The 21,402-nt window shown below is 60.6% G+C and carries 16 protein-coding genes and 3 pseudogenes; 14 read left to right on the top strand and 5 right to left on the bottom strand.

The genetic code is table 11. From position 1 onward, the window contains the following. Nucleotides 1-104 precede the first annotated feature (104 nt). Nucleotides 105-452, bottom strand: coding sequence for a hypothetical protein (locus V6F78_RS03480; RefSeq protein WP_047293745.1), 348 nt, complete (start codon nt 450-452; stop codon nt 105-107). Nucleotides 453-654: 202 nt separating this feature from the next. Here V6F78_RS03480 and V6F78_RS03475 point away from each other — a divergent pair, with 202 nt between their 5' ends. Continuing rightward, a complete protein-coding gene (locus V6F78_RS03475; protein WP_332726631.1) occupies nt 655-2,430 on the top strand; it encodes a sensor domain-containing phosphodiesterase in 1,776 nt (591 codons plus the stop codon). Nucleotides 2,431-2,508: 78 nt separating this feature from the next. Here V6F78_RS03475 and V6F78_RS03470 read toward each other — a convergent pair whose 3' ends face one another. Continuing rightward, nucleotides 2,509-4,563, bottom strand: coding sequence for a c-type cytochrome (locus V6F78_RS03470; RefSeq protein WP_332726630.1), 2,055 nt, complete (start codon nt 4,561-4,563; stop codon nt 2,509-2,511). Nucleotides 4,564-4,705: 142 nt separating this feature from the next. Here V6F78_RS03470 and V6F78_RS03465 point away from each other — a divergent pair. Next, nucleotides 4,706-5,335: pseudogene (locus V6F78_RS03465) on the top strand (AraC family transcriptional regulator); the annotation flags it as partial. 112 nt (nt 5,336-5,447) lie between these two features. Here the strand turns inward: V6F78_RS03465 and V6F78_RS03460 are convergent. Beyond that, a pseudogene (locus tag V6F78_RS03460) lies at nt 5,448-6,271 on the bottom strand (aminopeptidase P family protein); the annotation flags it as partial. 227 nt (nt 6,272-6,498) lie between these two features. On the opposite strand from V6F78_RS03460, the gene V6F78_RS03455 reads away from it, so the two are divergent. The 6 genes from V6F78_RS03455 to V6F78_RS03430 all read left to right on the top strand — a co-directional run bounded on the left by V6F78_RS03455 (nt 6,499) and on the right by V6F78_RS03430 (nt 13,827). Beyond that, nucleotides 6,499-7,197, top strand: coding sequence for a response regulator transcription factor (locus tag V6F78_RS03455; protein ID WP_047293757.1), 699 nt, complete (start codon nt 6,499-6,501; stop codon nt 7,195-7,197). Continuing rightward, nucleotides 7,197-8,540: a HAMP domain-containing sensor histidine kinase gene (locus V6F78_RS03450; RefSeq protein WP_047293759.1), complete on the top strand. Its 1,344-nt coding sequence runs from the start codon at nt 7,197-7,199 to the stop codon at nt 8,538-8,540. The genes V6F78_RS03455 and V6F78_RS03450 overlap by 1 nt, the downstream gene beginning before the upstream one ends. A 180-nt stretch (nt 8,541-8,720) precedes the next feature. Next, entirely contained in the window at nt 8,721-10,967 is a 2,247-nt protein-coding gene (locus V6F78_RS03445) for a TonB-dependent siderophore receptor (RefSeq protein WP_332726629.1), read from the top strand. 18 nt (nt 10,968-10,985) lie between these two features. Continuing rightward, the gene (locus V6F78_RS03440; protein WP_094990942.1) at nt 10,986-11,885 is read left to right on the top strand and encodes an alpha/beta hydrolase; all 900 of its coding nucleotides are present in this window, start codon (nt 10,986-10,988) and stop codon (nt 11,883-11,885) included. 127 nt (nt 11,886-12,012) lie between these two features. Then, nucleotides 12,013-13,266, top strand: a complete 1,254-nt coding sequence (locus V6F78_RS03435) for a ferredoxin reductase family protein (RefSeq protein WP_169858539.1) — start codon at nt 12,013-12,015, stop codon at nt 13,264-13,266. A gap of 117 nt (nt 13,267-13,383) precedes the next feature. Continuing rightward, nucleotides 13,384-13,827 (top strand): YqaA family protein, encoded by a 444-nt coding sequence (locus V6F78_RS03430; RefSeq protein ID WP_047293766.1) that lies wholly within the window; start codon nt 13,384-13,386, stop codon nt 13,825-13,827. On the opposite strand, the gene V6F78_RS03425 is transcribed toward V6F78_RS03430, so the two are convergent. Beyond that, entirely contained in the window at nt 13,817-14,953 is a 1,137-nt protein-coding gene (locus tag V6F78_RS03425) for a metallophosphoesterase (protein WP_047282436.1), read from the bottom strand. The genes V6F78_RS03430 and V6F78_RS03425 overlap by 11 nt on opposite strands. A gap of 263 nt (nt 14,954-15,216) precedes the next feature. Here V6F78_RS03425 and V6F78_RS03420 point away from each other — a divergent pair. Next, nucleotides 15,217-15,372, top strand: a pseudogene (locus tag V6F78_RS03420) (type VI secretion system tube protein Hcp); the annotation flags it as partial. Nucleotides 15,373-15,912: 540 nt separating this feature from the next. On the opposite strand, the gene nikR reads toward V6F78_RS03420, so the two are convergent. Next, complete coding sequence (gene nikR, locus V6F78_RS03415; RefSeq protein ID WP_047274710.1) at nt 15,913-16,335, bottom strand: nickel-responsive transcriptional regulator NikR; 423 nt, start codon at nt 16,333-16,335, stop codon at nt 15,913-15,915. 89 nt (nt 16,336-16,424) lie between these two features. Here nikR and nikA point away from each other — a divergent pair, with 89 nt between their 5' ends. Genes nikA through V6F78_RS03390 form a run of 5 tightly spaced genes read left to right on the top strand, consistent with a single transcriptional unit; the run spans nt 16,425 to nt 21,392 of the window. After that, on the top strand, nt 16,425-17,999 hold the full coding sequence (nikA, locus tag V6F78_RS03410) for a nickel ABC transporter substrate-binding protein (RefSeq protein WP_047293771.1): 1,575 nt from the start codon (nt 16,425-16,427) through the stop codon (nt 17,997-17,999). Nucleotides 18,000-18,002: 3 nt separating this feature from the next. Then, nucleotides 18,003-18,944, top strand: coding sequence for a nickel ABC transporter permease subunit NikB (gene nikB / locus V6F78_RS03405; protein WP_332726628.1), 942 nt, complete (start codon nt 18,003-18,005; stop codon nt 18,942-18,944). Continuing rightward, a complete protein-coding gene (nikC, locus tag V6F78_RS03400) occupies nt 18,941-19,789 on the top strand; it encodes a nickel ABC transporter permease subunit NikC (RefSeq protein ID WP_047274713.1) in 849 nt (282 codons plus the stop codon). The genes nikB and nikC overlap by 4 nt, the downstream gene beginning before the upstream one ends. Further along, nucleotides 19,786-20,559, top strand: a complete 774-nt coding sequence (locus tag V6F78_RS03395; RefSeq protein ID WP_094990947.1) for an ATP-binding cassette domain-containing protein — start codon at nt 19,786-19,788, stop codon at nt 20,557-20,559. The genes nikC and V6F78_RS03395 overlap by 4 nt, the downstream gene beginning before the upstream one ends. Further along, complete coding sequence (locus tag V6F78_RS03390; protein WP_169839684.1) at nt 20,556-21,392, top strand: ATP-binding cassette domain-containing protein; 837 nt, start codon at nt 20,556-20,558, stop codon at nt 21,390-21,392. The genes V6F78_RS03395 and V6F78_RS03390 overlap by 4 nt, the downstream gene beginning before the upstream one ends. The last annotated feature ends 10 nt before the right edge of the window (nt 21,393-21,402 follow it).

Here is a 21,402-nt window from a genome sequence, read left to right as displayed (position 1 = left end):
GCTGATACCCTGACCGGCCACTCACATGTCATGCGGTCCAGTAAAGCAGTGTTTGGCGTAAATGCCCTTGCCACAGGTCAAATAACCGTGTGGCGAGCCCAGGATCAGGGTTTGGCCGAAACCGAGAAGTCTGTTTCGCCCTTGGCATCGGCGCGCAGGTCGACGGTGAAGGCCTTGGAGACGCCGCAACCGGTCACGTTCCAGATTTCATTGGCGCGCTCCACTGCCCCGGAGGGCAGCTGACTGATTCCGGCAATTGACGTACTCACGGAATCGATGGTGCGGCATTGGGTCATCGCGGCGAACAACATCTGGACGTTTTTCATCACGTCCTGTCGCAACAGCGGATCGGTGACCGATTGCCCGGCAAATTGAGGGTGATGGGCGCAGCCGGTTAAGGCGGCCGCCACTACAGCACAGCTAAAAAGGGCGATGCGATGTTTGACCTGCATATTCACTCCTTGAAATGGCCCGGGGCCTTATCTCTGGCCATCATTGGACAGGGTTGACTGTGTGGCCTGTATACATCCCTGGATAAAAAACAGCCACCCCTCGTTTTTAGCGCATCGGCTTCGCACGCAAAGCCATCGCATTTTCTCAGCGTGGGCGGTAATTTGTGAGCTGTGTCAGGAGAACGTAGGACAGGGTGAAAAAATGGATGAGAATGCGGCCCCGCAGGCGTATGAAACCAAGCGGCTCGAACGGGTCGCTGAATTCTGTCCCCCTGACCAGGAGGGCGATGAAGCGTTCGAAAAAATAGTCGCCATGACTGCCGCGTATTTCGAGGCGCCCATCGCCTTAATCTCAATTGTCGAAGCGCAACGGCAATGGTTCCGAGCACAGGTCGGGCTCGACACCCGTGAAACCCCGCGCGACCTGTCGTTCTGCGCCCACACGCTGACAGAGAATGGCCTGTTCGAAGTACTCGACGCCGCTCAGGATCCGCGCTTCAAAGACAGTGAGCTTGTGCGTGACAGCCCTTACATCCGTTATTACGCCAGTGCGCCATTGAGAACCGCTGACGGGTTCAACCTGGGCAGCCTTTGCATTATTGATACCCACCCCCGCCCCCGCATGAGCGCGCGTGACGGTGCGATGCTGGTGAATTTTGCTGAACTCGCCATGATGCGCATCTCGGGCGTTCGCTCACGCAACTTCGTGGACCAACCCACAGGGCTCTTCAACAGGCTGCGTTTTGAAGAGGACATTCGAATCATCCTGCTCAATGGCAAAAAGAGCCTGGTTTACTGCGTCGATGTCATTGCGCCTCAAGCCCTGAATGATGTGGTCAAAGCGCTGGGTTATAGCTTTGCCCAAGACCTGATTCTCGCCATCAAGGCCCGGCTGCAGACCCTGATTCCCAGCGGCCGCTTGCTGTACAAAGTCAGTCCGACGCGATTCGGTTTTATCCTTGACGAACATGATGCGATTGACTGCGTGTGTCAAAAAATAATCGACGACTTCAAAACCCCTGTGGAATGCCAGCACATCCCCATCCCGATGCAAATCGGCGTGGGCGTACTGCCCGTGCTAGAGGCTTCGCAGAAAGATCAGGACTGGTTGCGCCTGGTGGTCAGTGCCGCTGACGCTGCCCGGGACCAGAATGTGGGCTGGGCCCGCTATGAGCCTCAACTCGACGCAGCCCAACAGCGGGCCTTCATGCTCCTGAGCGCGCTCCATGACGCCCTCACCCGCGGGAATCAACTGAGCCTGGTGTATCAACCGAAAATCCAACTGCCGGAATTGACCTGTGAAAGCGTCGAAGCACTGATTCGCTGGAATCACCCGACCCTGGGCGTCGTCAGCCCTGCGGAGTTCATTCCTCTGGCCGAAAAAACCGCACTGATGCAGTCCATAACGTTTTGGGTTCTGGATGCCCTGATCGAACAGGCCCGGGCATGGGCTGCGCAAGGCCTGCACCTGCGCATCGCCATGAACGTGACGGTCAACGACTTACAGGATTCGCGGTTGGTCGACGCGATTGAGGCCCACATCCAGGCCCGGCGCCTTGATCCTCAAATGCTCGAACTGGAACTGACTGAAAGCATCTTGATGTCCAAGCCCGTGTCCGTTCTGCAAGAACTGGAACGCGCCCGGCGTTTAGGCCTGCACATCGCCATTGATGACTTTGGGACGGGCTACAGTAATTGGGCTTATCTGCGAAAAATGCCCGCCCAGACCGTCAAACTGGATCAATCGCTGGTGCGCACCCTGGAAACCAGCGCGCAAGACCGACGGCTGGTGAAAACCCTGATCGAGTTAGCCAAAGGCTTGAACTATCACGTGGTCGCCGAAGGTGTGGAAAACAACGAAATCCTGCGTTTGATCACCGAATGGGGCTGTTCGCAGGCGCAGGGCTTTCTGATTGCCCGGCCGCTGGAGGATAAAGCGCTGACAACGTGGTTAGCGAACGGCGGGTTCAAGGGATAAACCCGCCGTGCTGTTTGAATGAGCGATTACCTATGTCACGCAGAGGCCCCACTCCTTTCGGGAGAGGGGTCTAAGGGTTTAATACCGCGCATCCGCCGGCTTGCCACCGTTCGGCCAATCTTTGACCTTGTCCGGAAAATCCGGCCGCGGCTGGTGCGAGAAGTACTCAGCCACATCCACCGCATCTTGATCCGACAACCCGCCTTGCCCCAACGGGAAGCGCTCATGGAACCCGATCGGCATGTTGCGTTTGACGAACGCCGCGGCGGTGTACGTGCGCGCCATGCCTGCGCCGATGTTGAACGATTCTTCGCCCCACAACGGCGGGAAGATGAAGTGACCGTCAGCGTGTTTCAAACCTTGCCCCTGATCGCCGTGGCACACCGCGCATTGTTGGGCGTAGACCGCCTGGCCGTTGGCTGAATCAGGCTTGATGGCCGGATCCACCTTGCCCACCCCTCGCCCTGCCACTTTATCGCCGGGCACCGTGTTCATTTTCATCCAGTCAAAGTACGCCACCATCGCCTGCATGTCGGGCGATGCCACGGGCAGCGGCTTGCCGTCCATGGAGCGACGGAAACAGCCATTGATGCGGTCTTCAAGGGTGATCTGTTTCCCCGCCCGGGGCGCATAACTGGGGAAGAACGCTGAAACGCCAATAAACGGTGAGCCGTCTGCCACCGTGCCCGCGTTCAAATGGCAGCTGGTGCAGTTCAGCGCATTGCCCACGTTGTCCGGCAGCAAGGCTTTGGTTTGCAGGTGCAGGCGCATGCCGCGCACCACCTGATCGGCATTCGAGGCCTTCAGCAGATTGGCCAGACGCGGCGTGACGAAGGCCGAGGAGTCCGTGGTGTCAGGGTTCAGCTGCTTGCGCAGGCTGGCCACTTGCGCCGGATTGATCGGCAGTGCGTCGTTGCCCCAGCTGCTGCGAACAAAACTCAGGATCTCGGCGATTTCATCATCGGCCAGCCGGGCAAAACCGGGCATGGTCCAGACCCTTGGATGCGTTGCGGTCTCTGCGGTTTGCCAGCCGGTCAGGGTGATGTGCAACAAGGTGGTCGGGTTGGCGGCGGTGATGCCGGGGTTGCCGTTGAGGGGCGGGAACATGCCTTTGACCCCGCCGCCGTCCGGGCGATGGCAGTCCGCGCAAAACTGCGTGTAACCGAGGCCGCCACGGGTGGTGAACAACGTATCGGGTGCTTTGGCGGGCTCGATGGCCACGGCCGGCATGGGCAGATCATCCTTGCCGGCGGGCAACGACTTGAAGTAACTGGCGATCGCTGTCAGGTCCGCATCGGTGAAATGCTGGGTGCTGTGGTGGATCACGTCGGCCATGTTGCCCGACACCGTGGCAAAACGGTTTTGCCCGGTCTTGAGCAGTTGAACGGTGTCTTCCACGGTCCACAGATTACGCAAGCTCAAGGCTCGCCACGCTTCAACCGTCTCTCCCGCCAGGTAATGCTTGCCACTGCTGCCCGCATCGCTGAGGGCTTTTTCCTGAAAGGCCAGCCCGCGCGGCGTGTGACACGAACCGCAATGCCCCAACCCTTGCACCAGGTAGGCACCGCGATTGAGAACCTCGCTTCTGGACGAGTCAGGCGTGAATGGTTGGCTGTCGACGAACATCCAGTTCCACAGCGTCAGGCCCCAGCGCTGGTTGAACGGGAAGCTCATTTCAGCCTCCAGATTCACGTGCTTGACCGGTGTCACGCCCTGCATCAGGTACGCGTACAGCGCGCGCATGTCGTCATCAGTCATCTTGGCGTAGGACGGGTACGGCATGGCCGGGTAGAGATTCTCGCCTGCCGGGGTCACGCCTTCACGCATCACTTTGTCGAACTGTTCAAAGCTGTACTGACCGATTCCGGTCTCGGGGTCCGGCGTGATGTTGCTGGAATAGATCGTGCCCATAGGCGTGTTCAATTCCAGCCCGCCAGCCATGACGGCCCCGCCCTTGGCGGTGTGGCAGGCAATACAGTCACCGAGCTGCGCCACGTACAGGCCGCGCTGCACCACATCGGCGTCGGGTTGCTGACCAGGATCAGTTGCCGTTTCCGGCTCGCTGGCCCAGGTGTGACAGGCGTAAAGAAACGTCAGGCCGACAGTGGCCAGACGCGCAAACTTGAAAGTCATGGCGATATTCCTTTAAGGCACCGGCCTGGGGTGGTCCCCTCGGCGCGGGCCGTGCTCGTTTTTTGTTATGAACTCCTCACACTGATCTTGTAACCGCTTTTGCCCCTGGCGCCCTTGACCCGGATCATGCAGGCGCCCTGGCATGAGCATTGCTTCGTTGCTGGTCACTGCGCCCTGCTTGCAGCGTCATCTGGCCCCCGACCCTGGCCAATGTGCTGCCCGGCGCGCGTTAACCCCGACGCTAGACGCGTCCTGGATCGTGAAGAGGAAACGCCAGATGGCAAGGTCTGCAGCAGCTCCGGCGGTCAGTCATGCGCCCGTCAAAACCGTGGGTTTACTGGTGATACCAAACTTCACCACCATTGGTTTTGCGTCCACGATCGAAACCCTGCGCATGGCCAACATGGCCGCGCGCCGGGAGATGTTTCGAACCCTCATCATTGGCCCCAGTCTGGAGCCGGTGACCGCCAGCAATGGCATGCGCATTCTGCCGGACTGCGCCATGCAAGACGCCCCCAAGCTGGACATCCTGCTGGTGGTGGGCGCCAACCCGATCGTCTCGCACCTCAGCAGCCGCCCGCTGCTCAACTGGCTGCGCAAACTGGCGCATGAGCGGGTGGCGTTGGGCGGCATTTGCACGGGCAGTTACTGGCTGGCCCGCGCGGGGTTGCTCAAGGGGTTTCGCTGCACCATTCATTGGGAAGACATTGAAACCCTCAAGGACCACTTCCCGGGGATCATCATCTCCCATCAATTGTTCGAACTGGATCGCGACCGCTACACCTGCTCGGGGGGTGTCGCGTCGATGGACATGACCCTGCAATTGATCGCCCGCGAACCCGGCGGCCGTGAGATTGCCGCCCACGCCGCAGAGTTGCTGCTGTGTGATCGGGCCCGCAGTGCCCAGGAGCAACAACGTGCGCTCCAGCGCCGTGTAATACCCGGCAATCATCGGAAAGCAATTGAGGCTCAGGATGTCGCCCCGATTGACCTTGCGAGCAGTGACCGGGTTGTGTGCGCCGTCGGTGTTGAGGCCGGACTGGAACCAGGTCCAGGTGTCCATCAGCTCGGCGTCCGGGAACGTGCGGGCGATTTCGCGCACCATGGCCTGGGTCGCGTGCAACGCCACTTCGTACTCCGGTACCTGATCGCGTAGCGCTTCGACCACCGCGGCGCCACCGATGTCGGCAATGCGTGCGCCCTGACGGATGATCGCGTGTTCTTCGGCCGACTTGATCATGCGCATCCGCATGCAGGGCGCGGCAATGTCCACCAGTTCGGCGTCCGGGTAGCGGCTCGCCAGCTTGTCGCGGCTAAGCACATTGAGGTGATCGAACTCGATGCCGACGCGCGCCGCCCGTGGCAGCGCCTGCTGGATCGCAACGAAGAAGTTGTCGCGCTGCCAATCGGTGTACACGATGTTTTCGGTGCCCACGGTACGCCGCCATGGCTGGCCACCGTCAATGTTGGCGCTGATGGTCACCACCTTGTCCTGGGTTACCACCAGCCCATAATGACGGCCGAAAGCGCAATACAGAAAGTCGCTGTAGTAATTGATGTTGTGGTACGAGGTAAACACCGCCGCATCGATGCCGTGGCTAGCCATGTAGGCCCGCAGCTTGACCTGACGGTTGGCATACTCCTGAGCGGAGAAAGTCGGTGTGACTTTTTCGCCGTTCTTGATCTGAAGGGTCTTGGGCATGTGCATGGCATTTACCTGTGTCTGCGTCGATGATCAGAAGCCGCCAGCGGGCGGGTCGTTGAGGATCATTCGAACAGAAGCCGCCGCGTTGTTTTTGCGCGAATCCGACCTGTACTTGGCCAGATCCGCTGTAACGCGGTGCCGTGTCGCAGGCGCTCGAACCAGATAGCAATTGCACAGCATCCCCGTTGGTGGGATAGTCGCGAATGTTAAACGTTCTCAATCAGTGCCTTATGCGAACCTCCCCTCACCTGTTGCTTGTCGAAGACGATTTCCGCTTACGCCACGACCTTGAACGGCACTTGGTGCAACGAGGATTTACCGTCACCACCTGTGTCGATGGCACCCAAGGGCTTGAGGCCCTGTGCGCTCAATCATTTGATCTGGTGCTGCTGGACATCTTGTTGCCCGGCATGGATGGCCTGAGCCTGCTCGAAGCCCTGCGCCTGCAACAAACGGTGCCGGTGATGCTGATGTCGGCGCTGGGCAACGAGCAAGACCGCATCAGCGGGTTTACCCGGGGGGCCGATGATTACCTGCCCAAGCCTTTCAGCCTGGCAGAGCTTGATGCACGCACCGACGCCCTGCTGCGGCGCATGTCCATGCTGGCGCAAGCGCCCGTGCCGACTCGCCACAGTGCCCTGACCTACGATGACGCCGCGCAAGATGTACTGCACGACGGTCTCCGGGCCGGGCTCACGGGGTCGGAGTTCCGCCTGCTGGTGACCTTGCGCGAACAGGGCGGGCAGGCTTTGAGCAAAGCCTTTTTGTACCAGCACGTATTGCACCGCATCTACACGCGACTGGACCGCGGTCTGGATGTTCATGTGTGCAACCTGCGGCGCAAACTGGCGGCCATTGGCGTGCACCATGTGCAGATACAATCGGTGCGCAGCCAGGGCTACATTCTGGTCGAGTCGGACCCCGCCTGATGCGTCGTCACCCGCTGCTGTGGAAGTTGGCGCTGTTACAAGTCAGCTTTTGCCTGTTGTTGACCTGGTTCATCTGGATCTGGGGTCTGTCGGCCGAACGCAGCACGTATTTCCTGTCGCCCCAAGAGCGCGCGTATTTGCAGGCGTATGCCCGGCAGGCGCAGGACACTTGGCGCGAGCACGGCAGCGAGGGACTCGAACGCTTCACCGAACGCTTGTCCGCCCGTGAACAGACGTGGGTCGCGGTGCTCGGTCCGCAGCTCGAAAGCCTCGGCCGCACGCCCATCACGCCCGCGCATTACCAGCAACTGACGTTCATGCGCAAACTCGACTGGCCCATGAGTCGACGCCTGATGGACGAGTTGCCTTACGTGAGCATCCCGTTCCCGGACCATCCGGAACAGGGGCAACTGGTGCTTCAATTGCCCGAGCGTCTGTTGCCCAACGGCTTGACCGCCTGGACCCACGTCTTCAGCCACGGCGTCATGCCGACCCTGCTCGCGGCCCTGCTTGGCCTGGTGCTGTATCGACATTTAGTGGTGCCACTCAATCGACTGCGTGATCGCGCCGACGCATTGCGCGCCGACGACCTGGACAGCGAAGCGCCGCTGCCCCTGATCCACCGCCGCGACGAACTGGGCGAATTGGCACACGCCTTTGAACACATGGCCAGCCGCTTGCGCAACAGCCTCAACCAGCAACGCTTGTTGCTGCGCACCTTGTCGCACGAACTGCGTACCCCGCTGGCACGCTTGCGCATCGCCCATGACAGCCAACTGCCGCCCCTGCAATTGCGCCAACGGCTGGACCGCGAAATCGACGACATGCAGCGGTTGCTCGAAGACACCCTCAACCTCGCCTGGCTCGACACCGAACGCCCGCAGCTGGCCCGAGAACCCGTGTTGGTGCTGTCGGTGTGGGAAGCCCTGCGCGAAGACGCCTGTTTTGAAAGCCAGTGGCCCGCTGAACGCCTGCCCTGCCTGCTGGGCACTGACTGTTGCGTCAACGTTAACCTCGACAGCTTGGCCCAAGCGCTGGAAAACCTGCTGCGCAACGCCATTCGCTATTCACCGTTGCAAGGCACGGTGACGCTGAGCGGTTGGCGTGAAGGCGATGCGTGGCATTTGTGCCTGAAAGACGAAGGCCCCGGCGTGGCCCCTGAAGACCTCGACACCCTGTTCGTGCCCTATCAGCGCCTGCCCGGCAGCATAGGCGAAGGGTTCGGGCTGGGGCTGGCCATTGCCCAGCGGGCCATCGAACTGCAACAAGGCCGGTTGTGGGCCACCAATGGCCATCCCGGTTTGTGCATGCACCTGTTGCTGCCGGCTGCGCTGAATGAGTGACCCGTTGTCAGAGTGGACTCATCAGTCAAATGCCTCGGACATCGGATGGTACGCAGGGTGCAAGAGCAGCAGCCTGCCCCCATGGCGCGCAAGTGTTTAGAAAGTTAATGCGCTTTACTATCAATTAGCAGTCATTATCATTCGTGATCTTCTTGTATCAGGCCGTCTCGGAGATCGCTGATGTCGTTACGTGTGTTGCGCCCTATCGCCCCTTTTGTGTTGTCCGGTTGCTGGTTGTTGAGCGCCGCGGTGCAGGCTGCCAATGAGGATGAAGTCACCTCCGCGCCCGCGCTGGAGCTGGGCAATACCCATGTGGTGGCCACAGCGCAGGAAGAAACCAGGCAGGCCCCCGGCGTGTCAGTGATCACGGCTGAAGACATCAAGAAGCGGCCCCCGGCCAACGACCTGTCGCAGATCATCCGCACGATGCCCGGCGTCAACCTCACGGGGAATTCAACCAGCGGCCAGCGCGGCAATAACCGGCAGATCGACATTCGCGGCATGGGCCCGGAGAACACGCTGATTCTGGTGGACGGCAAGCCAGTCAACAGCCGCAATTCCGTTCGCTATGGCTGGCGTGGTGAGCGGGACAGTCGTGGCGATACTAACTGGGTGCCTGCCGATCAAGTGGAACGCATCGAGGTGTTGCGCGGCCCGGCGGCGGCCCGGTATGGCAACGGCGCTGCCGGTGGCGTGGTGAATATCATCACCAAACAAGCCGGGGCCCAAACCCATGGTGATGTGACGGTGTACAGCAGCTTCCCCCAACACAAGGATGAAGGCGCCACAAAGCGCATGAACTTCGGCCTCAATGGCCCGCTGACCGAGAACCTCAGTTACCGCGTGTACGGCAACATCGCCAAGACCGATCCGGATGACTGGGACATCAACGCCGGCCACGAATCTGTGCGTACTGGCAATCAGGTCGGCACGTTGCCCGCAGGCCGCGAAGGCGTGCGCAACAAAGACGTCAACGGTCTGTTGAGTTGGCGCATGACCCCCGAGCAGACCCTCGATGTCGAAGCGGGCTTCAGCCGCCAGGGCAACCTCTACACCGGCGATACGCAGAACACCAACAGCAACGCCACGGTGAAGAAGATGCTCGGTCATGAGACCAATCGCACCTACCGCGAAACCTATGCCTTGACCCATCGCGGCGAGTGGGATTTTGGCAGCAGCATGGCGTTCATCCAGTACGAAAAAACCCGAAACTCGCGCCTCAATGAAGGGCTGGCCGGGGGGACTGAAGGGATTTTCAGCGACACCCATTTCTACACTGCGGTGCTGCGTGACCTGACGGCTCACGCCGAGGTCAACCTGCCGTTGCAGGCCGGGCTGGACCAGACCCTGACCCTGGGCACGGAGTGGACCGAACAAAAGCTCGATGACCCGAGTGCCACGACTCAAACCACCAATGAAGGCGGTTCGGTGGGCGGCCTGAGCAGCAGCAACCGCAGTACCGCGTCGTCGGCGCGGATTTTCTCGCTGTTTGCCGAAGACAATATCGAGCTGTTCCCCGGCACCATGCTCACCCCTGGGCTGCGGCTGGATCACCATAACGTCGTGGGGGACAACTGGAGCCCGTCGCTGAACCTGTCCCACGCGCTGACCGACACCCTGACGCTCAAGGCCGGTATCGCCCGCGCCTACAAAGCACCGAACCTGTACCAGCTCAATCCCGATTACTTGCTGTACAGCCGTGGCCAGGGTTGCTACGGCCAAAGCACCAGTTGCTACTTGCAGGGCAACGCCGACCTCAAGGCCGAAACCAGCGTCAACAAGGAACTGGGCATCGAGTACACCGACAACGGTGTGGTCGCGGGGCTGACGTATTTTCGCAATGACTACAAAAACAAGATCGAGTCAGGCCTGAGCCCTATTGGCCAGGCCACAGGCGGCACCGGTTCGTACGCCAATGCCGCCATCTACCAGTGGGAAAACGTGCCCAAGGCACTGGTCGAAGGCCTCGAAGGCACGCTGACGCTGCCACTGGCCGAACAACTGACGTGGACCAATAACTTCACCTACATGCTGCAATCGAAGAACAAACAGACCGGTGACTACCTGTCCGTCACCCCCCGCTACACCTTGAATTCGATGCTGGACTGGCAAACCACTGAGGACCTGTCGCTGCAACTGAGCGTGGCCTGGTACGGCAAACAAACGCCGAAAAAATATGATTATCACGGCGACCGCCTCACCGGCACCGCCAACAACCAGCTCTCGCCCTACGCCATCGCCGGTTTAAGTGGCACCTACGCGATTACGCGCAACCTGAGTGTGACCGCGGGCGTGGAGAACCTGTTTGACAAGCGCCTGTACCGCGAAGGCAACGCCCAGGGCGTCAACAACATCGAAGGCGCAGGCGCAGCCACCTACAACGAGCCGGGGCGCACGCTCTACACCAGCCTGACCGCTTCGTTCTGACCCTGACGAGACAGCACGATGAAACACCTCATACGCCCTCTGGTGCTGCTGCTTGCCCTCGTCTTGCCGGGGTACGCGGCGCACGCACGGCCAGCGCCTGACCAGCCCATGGACACCCGACTGCTGCAACGCACGGACCTGGCATATCGCTTCAGTCGCTTGCTGATCGACTCGGCGGACGGTCAGCGGCATTACCAGTTGTGGATCGGTCGCCCTGTGAGACCGGCGCCCAAGGGCGGTTTCCCGGTGCTGTGGATGCTCGACGGTAACGCTGCGGTCGGTGCGCTGGATGCCGAACTGCTGAGCCAATTGGCTCATGGCAAAGCGCCACTGCTGGTGGCCGTGGGTTACGACACGCCGTTGCGCATCGAGCGCACCGCCCGTACCTATGACTACACACCGCCGCGCCCAGGGCTCACAGACCAGACCGACCCGCTGACCGGACAGCCCAGTGGCGGTGCCGATGTATTCCTCGATCTGTTACGTGATCGTCTACTGCCTGCGGTGGCTGCCAAGGCGCTGATCAACCGTGAACAACAAGCCTTATGGGGCCACTCCTACGGCGGCTTGCTGGTGTTGCACGCCCTGCGCACCCGCCCTGGCGAGTTTGCTGACTATGCGGCGGCCAGCCCTTCACTCTGGTGGGGGGACGGCATCGTGGCCAAACAACTGAACGACTTGAAAACCCGCAAAACGGACCCTAAAACCCGGTTGCTGTTGATGCGCGGCACGGATGAACCCGGCAATCCGCGAGGGCCGGTCGTTGGCCCGCCGGACCGGCTGATGCAGCAGTTGACCACGGATATGCAGGGCGTTGCAGGGCTGAGTGTGGACTATCACCCGTTCACCGGCATGAGCCACGGCCAGACCCTGCCAGCCTCGCTGCGCTATGTGATGCACCGGTTGTATATCGAGTAATCGCTGGCGACCTGACCGGGATCACAGGGTGTTTTCGCGATTCCCGATAAACTCCGGCCCCCCTGAAACCCCAAGGAGGGCCGGTCTTCAGTCTCACCCTCAACGGATTGATGAATGGAGTAAACCCGTGAAGAACTGGCACTGCCTCGTCGGTATCTTGCTGATTACAACACTGACACTGCTGCTTGAAATCCCCGCTGACACCTGGCTCACTTCCGCCACCCTGAGCTTGATTCTCGGCACCACGGCGCTGGCCTACATGGCTGTTTCCTGCCTGTTAGCCAGCCGCTGGCGAGTCGTTGAACGCCTGTTCGGCGGCCTCGACCGCGTCTATGACACCCACAAATGGCTGGGGATCTGGGCGCTGGTGTTCGCCTCCTACCACTTGGTGTTCAAGGCCAACCTCGATGTGTGGAACAGCGTGCCCATCATGGAGTTGTCCAAATACTGGACACGCATGGTGCGCCAGTTGAGCTACGTGGCACTGGGCATGATTGTGCTGCTCGCCCTGAACCGCAACATCCCCTACAGCGTTTGGCGCTGGTGGCACAAGTTGTCCGGCCCGCTGTTTCTGATTGTCATCCTGCACTGGCTGAGCTTCAAATCCCCCATTACCCTGTTCAGCCCGGCAGGCATCTGGCTCAGCGTACTCTGCGCCCTTGGCGTGGTGGCGGCGCTCTACAAACTACTGCTCTACCCCTTTGTCGCCCGTGCCGGTGAATACCGGGTCATCGAGGTGAGCAGCGAGAAAGCGGCGTTGCACCTGACCTTCGCTCCGATAGGCAAAGGCTTTGACTTCAAGGCCGGTCAGTTTGCGTTTTTGTCCTTCAAGGAAAAGGGCCTGCGTGAGCCCCACCCGTTCACCATTGCCTGCGCCCACCGCGAAAACGGACAGCTTGAATTTGTGATCCGGGCCTTGGGGGACTACACCAAAACACTGCGTGAGCGCGTCAAGGTCGGCATGGTGGCCGACATCTACGCGCCCTACGGCCACTTCAAACGCCCGAGCGGCGCGGCAAAAGAGATCTGGATTGGCGCTGGGGTCGGCATTTCGCCTTTTATCGCCTGGCTGCAAGACCCCTTGGGCGAGCGGTTCGACAAAGCGACCCTGATCTACTGCTTCAACCCCGCCCGTGCCTTCCCGCCGGCCGAGCAATTGCAGGGCGTGGCCGAACAACGGGGTGTGCAGTTCATGGCCAATAGCGGCGGGACTGCGCAATTGGCAGATCACTTGCGTCAGCTGTTGACCCATACCGCACCTGAGTCTGTGCACATCAGCTTCTGCGGACCTAAGGGGCTGCTGCAACGGGTGCGTGAACTGATGCGCGAACACGGTGTGCCTGCGCAGAACCTGCACGTGGAACTGTTCGAGTTTCGCTGAGTGTGGCGAGACCGGGGCGCTGCGCAGGCAGCGCCTTTTTTGTAGGCACCGCGTGGCGATTGATGCTAAAAAGCCGCCCTCCGCTATCCCGTGCATAGCGTCCAGAGCCACGCTCACGTGTTTGAAATCACCAGTTACATCGGGCTGTTCCTCGCCGCATTGGGCGCGGCATCGTTATTGCCCCTGCAATCTGAAGCGGTGCTGGTGGGGATGCTGCTGTCTGCCCCGTACAGTGTGACGTTGCTGTTGCTCGTGGCCACCGCTGGCAATGTATTGGGCTCGGTCTTGAATTGGCTGTTGGGGCGCTCGGTCGAGCGCTTTCGTGACAAACGCTGGTTTCCTGTGAGCGCGGCCAAACTGGAGCGAGCGCAGCGGTTTTACTTGCGCTATGGGCACTGGTCGCTGTTGTTGAGCTGGGTGCCGGTCATTGGCGATCCCTTGACGCTGATCGCCGGGGTGATGCGCGAACCGTTGTGGCGCTTTGTGCTGATTGTGACGCTGGCCAAAGGGGCGCGCTATGCACTGTTAACCGCCTTCACGCTGGGGTGGATCAACGCTTGACGTGAGGCGAACGCAAGGTAATCAGCGTGATTTCGGCCGGGCGACCCAGGCGAATCGGGAAGCCGTTCCACAACCCGGTGCCATTACTGACATAAAGCTGCATGCCTTCCACGTCATAAAGCCCCGAGACAAACCCCTGATTGGCCCATTGCGCCAGCAGGTGCGGTCCCCAGATTTGCCCCCCATGGGTGTGACCCGACAGTTGCAGGTCAACGCCCTGCCGGGCGTTGGCCACGGCACCAATCGGGCGATGGCTCAGCAGTATCACCGGCGCCTGCTCGGGAGCATCGCGCAACGCCCCAGCCACGTCGGGCAGCGGCAGGCGCAGCGGTGAAGCCGCCTTGTCAGTGATACCGGCAAGCACCAGTTGGCGACCGTTATGGCTCACCAGCACGTGACGGTTGAGCAACATCTGCACCCCCAACTGCTCGAACACCGGCAACCAGTGCACATAGTCGACGTAATACTCGTGGTTGCCCGGGATGGCGAACACCCCATAGCGGGCATGCAACTGTTGCAGCGGTTTCACATCATCGGCGCGGGCATACGGGGTGCCGTCCACCAGGTCGCCGGTGATCAGGGTCACATCCGGTTGCAAGGCATTGGTTTTATCGACCACTGCCTGCATCCAGGGCGCTTGCAACAGTCGGCTGGCGTGCAGGTCGGTCAATTGCACCAGGCGCAAGCCATCCATTTCCGGGGGCAGATGCGCCAGGGTGATGTCCATCGTTTTCACATCCGGCACGCGGATCGCTTGCCACACGCCCAGCAGTGCCAAGCCGACGCTAACGATGCCCAACGCGGCATTCAGGCGTCGATTGCGCCACAGCGCGCGCCCCTGCGCACGTGACACCAGCCACATCAACAGGCCAATCCCGTCGCGCACCAAGAGCAGCAGCGCCAGCACGATCAGGCTGCCAAAGGCCCAACCCAATGCCATCAGCACCTCGCCGGGTATCTCAGGCGACGCCATGCTGCCAAACCTGATTCGGGTGATCAGATGATGCTCGGCCACCAGTAACAGCAACACGCCCAACACGCATTTGCTTGGCGTGCTGACCCGCATTGGCCCGATGAAACGTGCGATGACATACAACGCGATCAGTGCCGTAACCCCATGAAACATGCGTTATTCCTTGTCAAATTTCAGTGTGCGATCGCGATACTTTAGACCACCCCCGCTTTGGCGCTCATGGCCGCCGCGGTTTACAGAGCAGGCGCTCCCATCCCTTTAAGCTCAGTCCACAAAAGACCGTGCGCCTGTCAATAGACCTGTTTGAAAGCCACAGCGCTGCAGATGTTCCATTTTTAAATTTTTCAGAAAACCCTACAGCCAGCCTGAAATCACTTGAACTACGGTATTGACTACACCTGACAAGAGGGGCAGAGATGGCTAACCATGGTGACATGAGGATGACAGGGAATATTCAAGGCCTGATAGCTGCGGGGTGTTCTACCCAACAATCAATTGGCAATAAATGTCAGACTGCACATATCGACGAAATCATGGTGCTGTCTTACACCCACAACATGCTCAATATCGGAAAGTGAGAGGTTATAAAACAGCCACACGAGGAGGTTTTTTCTTCGACAGGCTGATGGACACTGTAACAGCCAAAAACATATATGAAGCGTGTCACCCTCCTCATGAATGACACTGTCTTTTATCTTTTATTTGTACTGATAACAGTGCTTCTCTACTGGCCATCTTATCGGGCGTCTCAAGCATTTTCAGGGCGTCGTTTTTCTCCCTTAAAACTCTTTGCAGTCGGTCTTTACAACTTGCTCTGCGGCGCTATTCACGTATTTTTTGTGAACTACAGCACACTGCCTTTCATAGGCCACACCGATAACGACGTTATGGGCTGGCTATCCCTTGTGATGGTATTTGTCTATACCCTTACGCTTCCCACGGAATGGGAGCGCAAGCGCAGTCGGACACGAAACCCTCCTGCTGACTCATGGTCTACCTCGGTTGTTTATTTTTAAGTGCACCGCCACTTGCCTGTGAAACGCAGGTTTTTGGACGAGCTCAGGTATCTCCGACCTTGTAGAGGTGTACCTACCTCCAATCAACCCGAAGTTTTAATGCGAATGCCCGCCTTCGTCCGTGGGCAACGGGATGATCTGTGCAGCGCCATGCCGCACACCGCGCTCGGCCATCACCTGGCGCGTCAGTGCGGTGACGTGTTTGATCGAGCCCTTGAGTACCGACACTTCCATGCATTTGCCCTGATCGAGGTGCACGTGCAGGGTCGACAAGGTCAGGTCGTGATGTTCGTGAAAGGCACTGTTCAATCGTTTGGACAGCTCGCGGGTGCCATGGTCGTACACGTAACTCAGGGTCGCCACGCAGGTGTCGTCGGGGTTTGCCGCCTCCGGCTCCAGCAGTCCGGCGCGCAATAAATCCCTAATCGCCTCCGATCGCCCTTGATAACCATGGGTGGTGACGCGCTCATCAATGACCGCCAACAAGGCGTCGTCCAGGGAGATGGTGACTCTTTGCATGGATCTTGCCTCGCGTTTATGAACTTTTCACATAGACTTCATACCCATTGCATGAAATCCAAAATGCCATCATTAGAGGGAGCGCCAGTTTGAAGCAGCCGTCGATGAAAAAGAAGCTTGGCCTGTGGCTACTCGGATGCTGCCTCTCAAGCAGCATCGCACCCAGCTACGCTGCGGACGATGCGCCGACGCTGACTTACTCCTGGCCCACCAATGCAGGGCCGCTTGACCCACGAGGGTACTCGCCCAATCAGATGTACGCTCAGGCCATGGTCTATGAGCCGCTGGTGCGTTACACCCGGTCGGGGCAGCTGGAACCGTGGCTTGCCACGCACTGGACGGTGTCTGCCGACGGCAAGACGTACACCTTTACCCTGCGCGAAGGCGTGACCTTCAGTGATGGCAGCCCGTTCACTGCCGCGGCCGCCAAAGCCAACGTCGACGCAGTGCTGGCCAACGCCAAACGCCATCAGTGGATGGAACTGGTGAGCACCCTTGATCGCGTCGAGGCCCCGGACGCGCGCACGTTGGTGCTGGTCCTCAAGCACCCTTATTACCCGACCTTGATGGAACTGGCCCAGGTGCGTCCGCTTCGTTTTGGTGCGCCCAACGCCCAAAAAGGGGCTCCTGTGGGCACCGGCCCGTGGAAACTGGTCGAGACCCGACGCGGCGAATACGACCGGTTTGCCCGTAATGACCAGTATTGGGGTGATAAACCTGCGTACGGCTCGGTGTTGGTGAACGTCATTTCTGACCCCGACAGCCGCGGCATCGCCCTGCAAACCGGTGTCATCGACCTGATCCAAGGCGCCGATGGCGAGATTTCGTCCGGCACCTTCGTGCGTTTGCGAGACGCCGGGTTCAAGACAGCGCTCTCGGCGCCTTTGGCAACCCGGCTGGTCGCGATGAACACCGCGCGCGTGCCGACCAACGAGTTGGCCGTGCGCCAGGCGATCAACCAGGCCGTGGACAAGGACACCCTGATCGCCAAGGTGCTGTACGGGCTTGAACCGCGTGCCGATGCGCTGTTTTCCAACAACCTGCCGTACACCGACCTGGGCCTTAAAGCGCTGGGTTTCGACCGGCAACAAGCCCGCGAGCGTTTGCAAACCGCAGGCTGGACGCTACCGCCAGGCAAAACCATCCGGGAAAAAGCCGGCCAGCCGCTGAGCGTGGAGTTGGTATTTCTGGGCACCAGCGCGTTGCAAAAAAGCCTGGCCGAGATCATTCAGGGTGAACTGGCCAAGGTCGGGATGCAGGTGCAATTACGCGCCGAAGAAGACGGCGCATTGGTGCAGCGGCAACGTGAAGGCCGCTTCGGCATGATCTTCGCCGACACCTGGGGCGCGCCGTATGACCCGCATTCGTTTGTCAGTTCGATGCGCTATGCCGGCCATGCCGATTACATGGCCCAGCGCGGCTTGCCGATGAAAGACGCCATCGACCGAAAAATTGCTCAGGTACTGGGTGAGACCCGCGAAAAACAACGTGCCGAAGGTTATCGCGACATCCTCACCACGCTCCACGAGCAGGCGGTGTATTTGCCGATTTCCTACCTCACGGCCATCAGTGTGAGCCGCCCCACGGTCGACAATGTGCAGTTTGGCAGCACGCTGTTTGATGTGCCGTTCGATGTCATGCGTCCAGCCAGCGGGAAGCCTTGAGCCATGTTGCGATATATCGCGTTACGTCTGATCTTGCTGGTTCCGGTGCTGCTGGGGGTGTCGCTGATTGTGTTCCTCCTCTTGCACATGGGCAACGGCGATCCGGCGCTGGACTACCTGCGCCTGTCACAAATCCCGCCCACGGATAGCGCACTGGCCGAAGCGCGGCAGGCGCTCGGGCTGGATCGCCCGTTGCCTGAGCAATACCTGAGCTGGGTATGGAACGCGCTGCATCTGGACTTCGGCGTGTCGTATATCACCGGCCGCCCGGTGCTGGATGACGTGCTCTACTACCTGCCCGCCACTCTGCAATTGGGCGCTCTGGCGCTGCTGGTCACACTGGCGCTGAGCATCCCTTTGGGTCTGGCCGCCGCCCGCTGGCAGGGCAAATGGCCCGATCACGTGGTGCGCTTCGTGACCTTTATCGGCGTGTCGATGCCCAATTTCTGGCTGGCATTCTTGCTGATTGCCCTGCTCTCGCTGTGGCTCGGCTGGCTACCGCCCATGGGCCGCGGCGGCCCGGCGCACCTTGTCATGCCGGTACTGGCGATTGCGCTGATGTCGATGTCAATCAACGCCCGTCTGTTGCGCGCCAGCCTGCTGGACGTGCGGCAACACCGCCATGTGTTTTATGCCCGTGCCCGCGGCCTGAATGAGCGCCGGGTGTGGCGCGATCACATACTGCGCAACGCGTGGATGCCGCTGGTCACCGCCACCGGTATGCACATCGGCGAACTGCTGGGTGGCGCACTGGTGATTGAAACGATCTTTGCCTGGCCCGGCGTCGGCCGCTTCGCCGTGAGCGCCTTGCTTAACCGCGACTTCCCGGTGATGCAGTGCTTCACCTTGCTGCTGACCACGTTGTTGGTGCTGTGCAATCTGGTGGTGGATATCTGTTATGCGTGGCTCGACCCGCGCACACGCTTAGCGGGGGTGATGGCATGACGGCGATAGCGGCAACAACCCTGCCCCGCCCCCGGCGCGGGCTGCACGTGGGGCTGGCACTGGTCGCGCTGCTGTTGCTCATGGCGCTGCTCGGTCCCTGGCTGTCGCCTTACGACCCGACGCTGGTCAACCTCGACGACCGCCTGCTGCCTGCCAGCTCGGCTCACTGGCTGGGCACCGATCATCTGGGTCGCGATGTGTTGTCGCGCTTGATCGTCGGCACCCGGCTGTCGTTGGGCAGCGTGGTGCTGACCCTCGGGCTGGTGTTGATTCTAGGGGTGGTGATCGGTGGCATTGCGGGGGTGATCGGCGGCAAGCTGGACATGTTCCTCATGCGCCTGTGCGACATGTTCCTGACCTTTCCGACACTGGTGCTGGCGTTCTTTCTGATCGCTGTACTTGGCACCGGGCTGACCAACGTCATCATTGCTATCGCCCTGTCGCACTGGGCGTGGTATGCGCGAATGGTGCGCGGCATGGTGATCGCTCAGCGCAATCGCGACTACGTCCTGGCCTCGCGGCTGGCCGGTGCCTCGCGCCTGACCCGCTTGCGCCAGCACATCATGCCCAACGTGGTCGGGCAATTGCTGGTACTGGCCTCAATGGACATCGGGCACATGATGCTGCACGTGTCCGGATTGTCCTTCCTTGGCCTGGGGGTGAGCCCGCCGACCCCTGAATGGGGCGTCATGATCAATGATTCCAAGGAGTTCATCTGGACTCACCCACAACTGCTGCTGTGGCCGGGGCTGATGATTTTTCTCGCGGTGATGGCGTTCAACCTGTTGGGCGATGCCTTGCGCGATCGCCTCGACCCCGGCGTGCTGGCGGAGATCAAGGAATGAAGGACACATTGACACTGCAAGGGCTGACCCTCCGTCATCAGCAGCGCACGCTGGTGGACGGGATCGACCTGACCCTCAGCGCAGGCAGTATTCATGGGCTGGTAGGAGGCAGCGGCTCGGGCAAGTCGCTGACCTGTGCCGGTATCCTCGACCTGCTGCCACCCGGCGTGCAGCGCAGCGCGGGCATATTGCACCTGGACGGCCACCGCGTAGAACCGGCCCGACTGCGCGGGCGGGACGTGGCGCTGGTGGTGCAGAACCCGCGCAGTGCGTTCAACCCGGTGCGTTCATTACGCCACCATGCTCTGGAGACCCTCGACACCCGCCATATACGCGGCAGCGAAGCGCACCGCCTGATCCTCGACACCGTGCGCGAAGTGGGGCTCGAAGACGCGGATCGTGTGCTCGATTCGTTTGCCTTTCAGCTCAGCGGCGGCATGTTGCAACGCATGATGATTGCCCTGGCGCTGCTGGCCGACAGCCGTTTCTTGCTGGCCGACGAGCCCACCAGCGATCTGGACGTGGTGGCGCAGGCACGTTTTCTCGACCTGCTGGAGCGGCTGGTAGTCGATCGCAACCTCGGCGTGTTGCTGGTCACCCACGACATGGGCGTGGTGGCGCGCAGCTGCGATCAGGTCAGCGTCATGGCTCACGGACGAATCGTCGAACAGGTCGATGTGCACCGCTTGTTCGAGTCCCCCCACAGCCCTGAAGCGCAGACGTTGCTGGCCGCGCACCGCACCTTAACCCAGGAGGCCTACGCGCCATGAGTTTTCTCCAGATACGCGACGTCAGCCACGGCTATACCGCGGGCGGCCTGTTCAGCAAACGGCATCGGGTCGACGTGTTACGCGGGCTGAACCTTGAGTTGATTGAAGGGCAGAACCTCGGTTTGTTGGGCAGCAGTGGCAGCGGCAAAAGCACCCTCGCCCGCCTGCTCATGGGGCTGGAAAGCCCTGACCAGGGCACTGTCACATTCCGTTCAGCGCCGCTCACCGGCCCCGGCAAAGCGTTTCTGCAACAGGTGCAAATGGTGTTTCAGGACGCCCTCAGTGCCTTCAACCCGCAGCGCAGCATCGGCTGGAGCATTGCCGAGCCATTGCGGCATTTGGCGGGCATGGGTGAAGCGGCGTGCAAGGCACGGGTAGAACAGTTGCTGCTTCAGGTCAAACTGCTGCCTTGTGACAGCGACAAAATCCCCGCGCAACTCAGTGGTGGCCAGTTGCAGCGCGCCGGGATTGCCCGGGCGCTGTCAGTGGCGCCCAAACTGATCATCCTTGACGAAGCCCTGTCCAATCTCGACCGCGTCTTACAGGTGCAAATCCTGGAACTGCTGGCGGACATCCGCCGCGAATCGGGCACCGGCTTTTTGCTGATTACCCATGACTTGAGCCTGATCAAGCATTTCTGCCAACGCGTGGTGGTGCTGGCAGAAGGCACGTTAGTGGAAGACCGCGAAGTGACGCCGCACCTGTATTTTGAACACCCGGCGGCGGCCCAGCTGCAAGCTGCGGTTTTGCCCGCCCGGCCCCGGCGTGCGGAGCCCGGCCGGGCCGAACCGCGCCGCTCCCCCACGCCCATGGTTGGCGAGCGTCAGGCGTGAAGCCCCGATA

Origin of the sequence: Pseudomonas sp. ESBL9 (genome assembly GCF_036668715.1) — a bacterium.
Lineage (GTDB): Bacteria > Pseudomonadota > Gammaproteobacteria > Pseudomonadales > Pseudomonadaceae > Aquipseudomonas > Aquipseudomonas lundensis.
Note: the sequence above shows the minus strand (reverse complement) of the source record. Positions and strands in the feature narration are given on the sequence as shown.

What these genes read in the sequence shown, in the direction of transcription:
- nikR (WP_047274710.1), bottom strand. Translation starts at nt 16,335, where the DNA reads ATGCAAAGAGTCACCATCTCCCTGGACGACGCCTTGTTGGCGGTCATT.
- V6F78_RS03440 (WP_094990942.1), top strand. Translation starts at nt 10,986, where the DNA reads ATGAAACACCTCATACGCCCTCTGGTGCTGCTGCTTGCCCTCGTCTTG.
- nikB (WP_332726628.1), top strand. Translation starts at nt 18,003, where the DNA reads ATGTTGCGATATATCGCGTTACGTCTGATCTTGCTGGTTCCGGTGCTG.
- V6F78_RS03425 (WP_047282436.1), bottom strand. Translation starts at nt 14,953, where the DNA reads ATGTTTCATGGGGTTACGGCACTGATCGCGTTGTATGTCATCGCACGT.
- V6F78_RS03475 (WP_332726631.1), top strand. Translation starts at nt 655, where the DNA reads ATGGATGAGAATGCGGCCCCGCAGGCGTATGAAACCAAGCGGCTCGAA.
- nikC (WP_047274713.1), top strand. Translation starts at nt 18,941, where the DNA reads ATGACGGCGATAGCGGCAACAACCCTGCCCCGCCCCCGGCGCGGGCTG.
- V6F78_RS03480 (WP_047293745.1), bottom strand. Translation starts at nt 452, where the DNA reads ATGCAGGTCAAACATCGCATCGCCCTTTTTAGCTGTGCTGTAGTGGCG.
- V6F78_RS03390 (WP_169839684.1), top strand. Translation starts at nt 20,556, where the DNA reads ATGAGTTTTCTCCAGATACGCGACGTCAGCCACGGCTATACCGCGGGC.
- V6F78_RS03450 (WP_047293759.1), top strand. Translation starts at nt 7,197, where the DNA reads ATGCGTCGTCACCCGCTGCTGTGGAAGTTGGCGCTGTTACAAGTCAGC.
- V6F78_RS03455 (WP_047293757.1), top strand. Translation starts at nt 6,499, where the DNA reads ATGCGAACCTCCCCTCACCTGTTGCTTGTCGAAGACGATTTCCGCTTA.
- V6F78_RS03445 (WP_332726629.1), top strand. Translation starts at nt 8,721, where the DNA reads ATGTCGTTACGTGTGTTGCGCCCTATCGCCCCTTTTGTGTTGTCCGGT.
- V6F78_RS03470 (WP_332726630.1), bottom strand. Translation starts at nt 4,563, where the DNA reads ATGACTTTCAAGTTTGCGCGTCTGGCCACTGTCGGCCTGACGTTTCTT.
- V6F78_RS03395 (WP_094990947.1), top strand. Translation starts at nt 19,786, where the DNA reads ATGAAGGACACATTGACACTGCAAGGGCTGACCCTCCGTCATCAGCAG.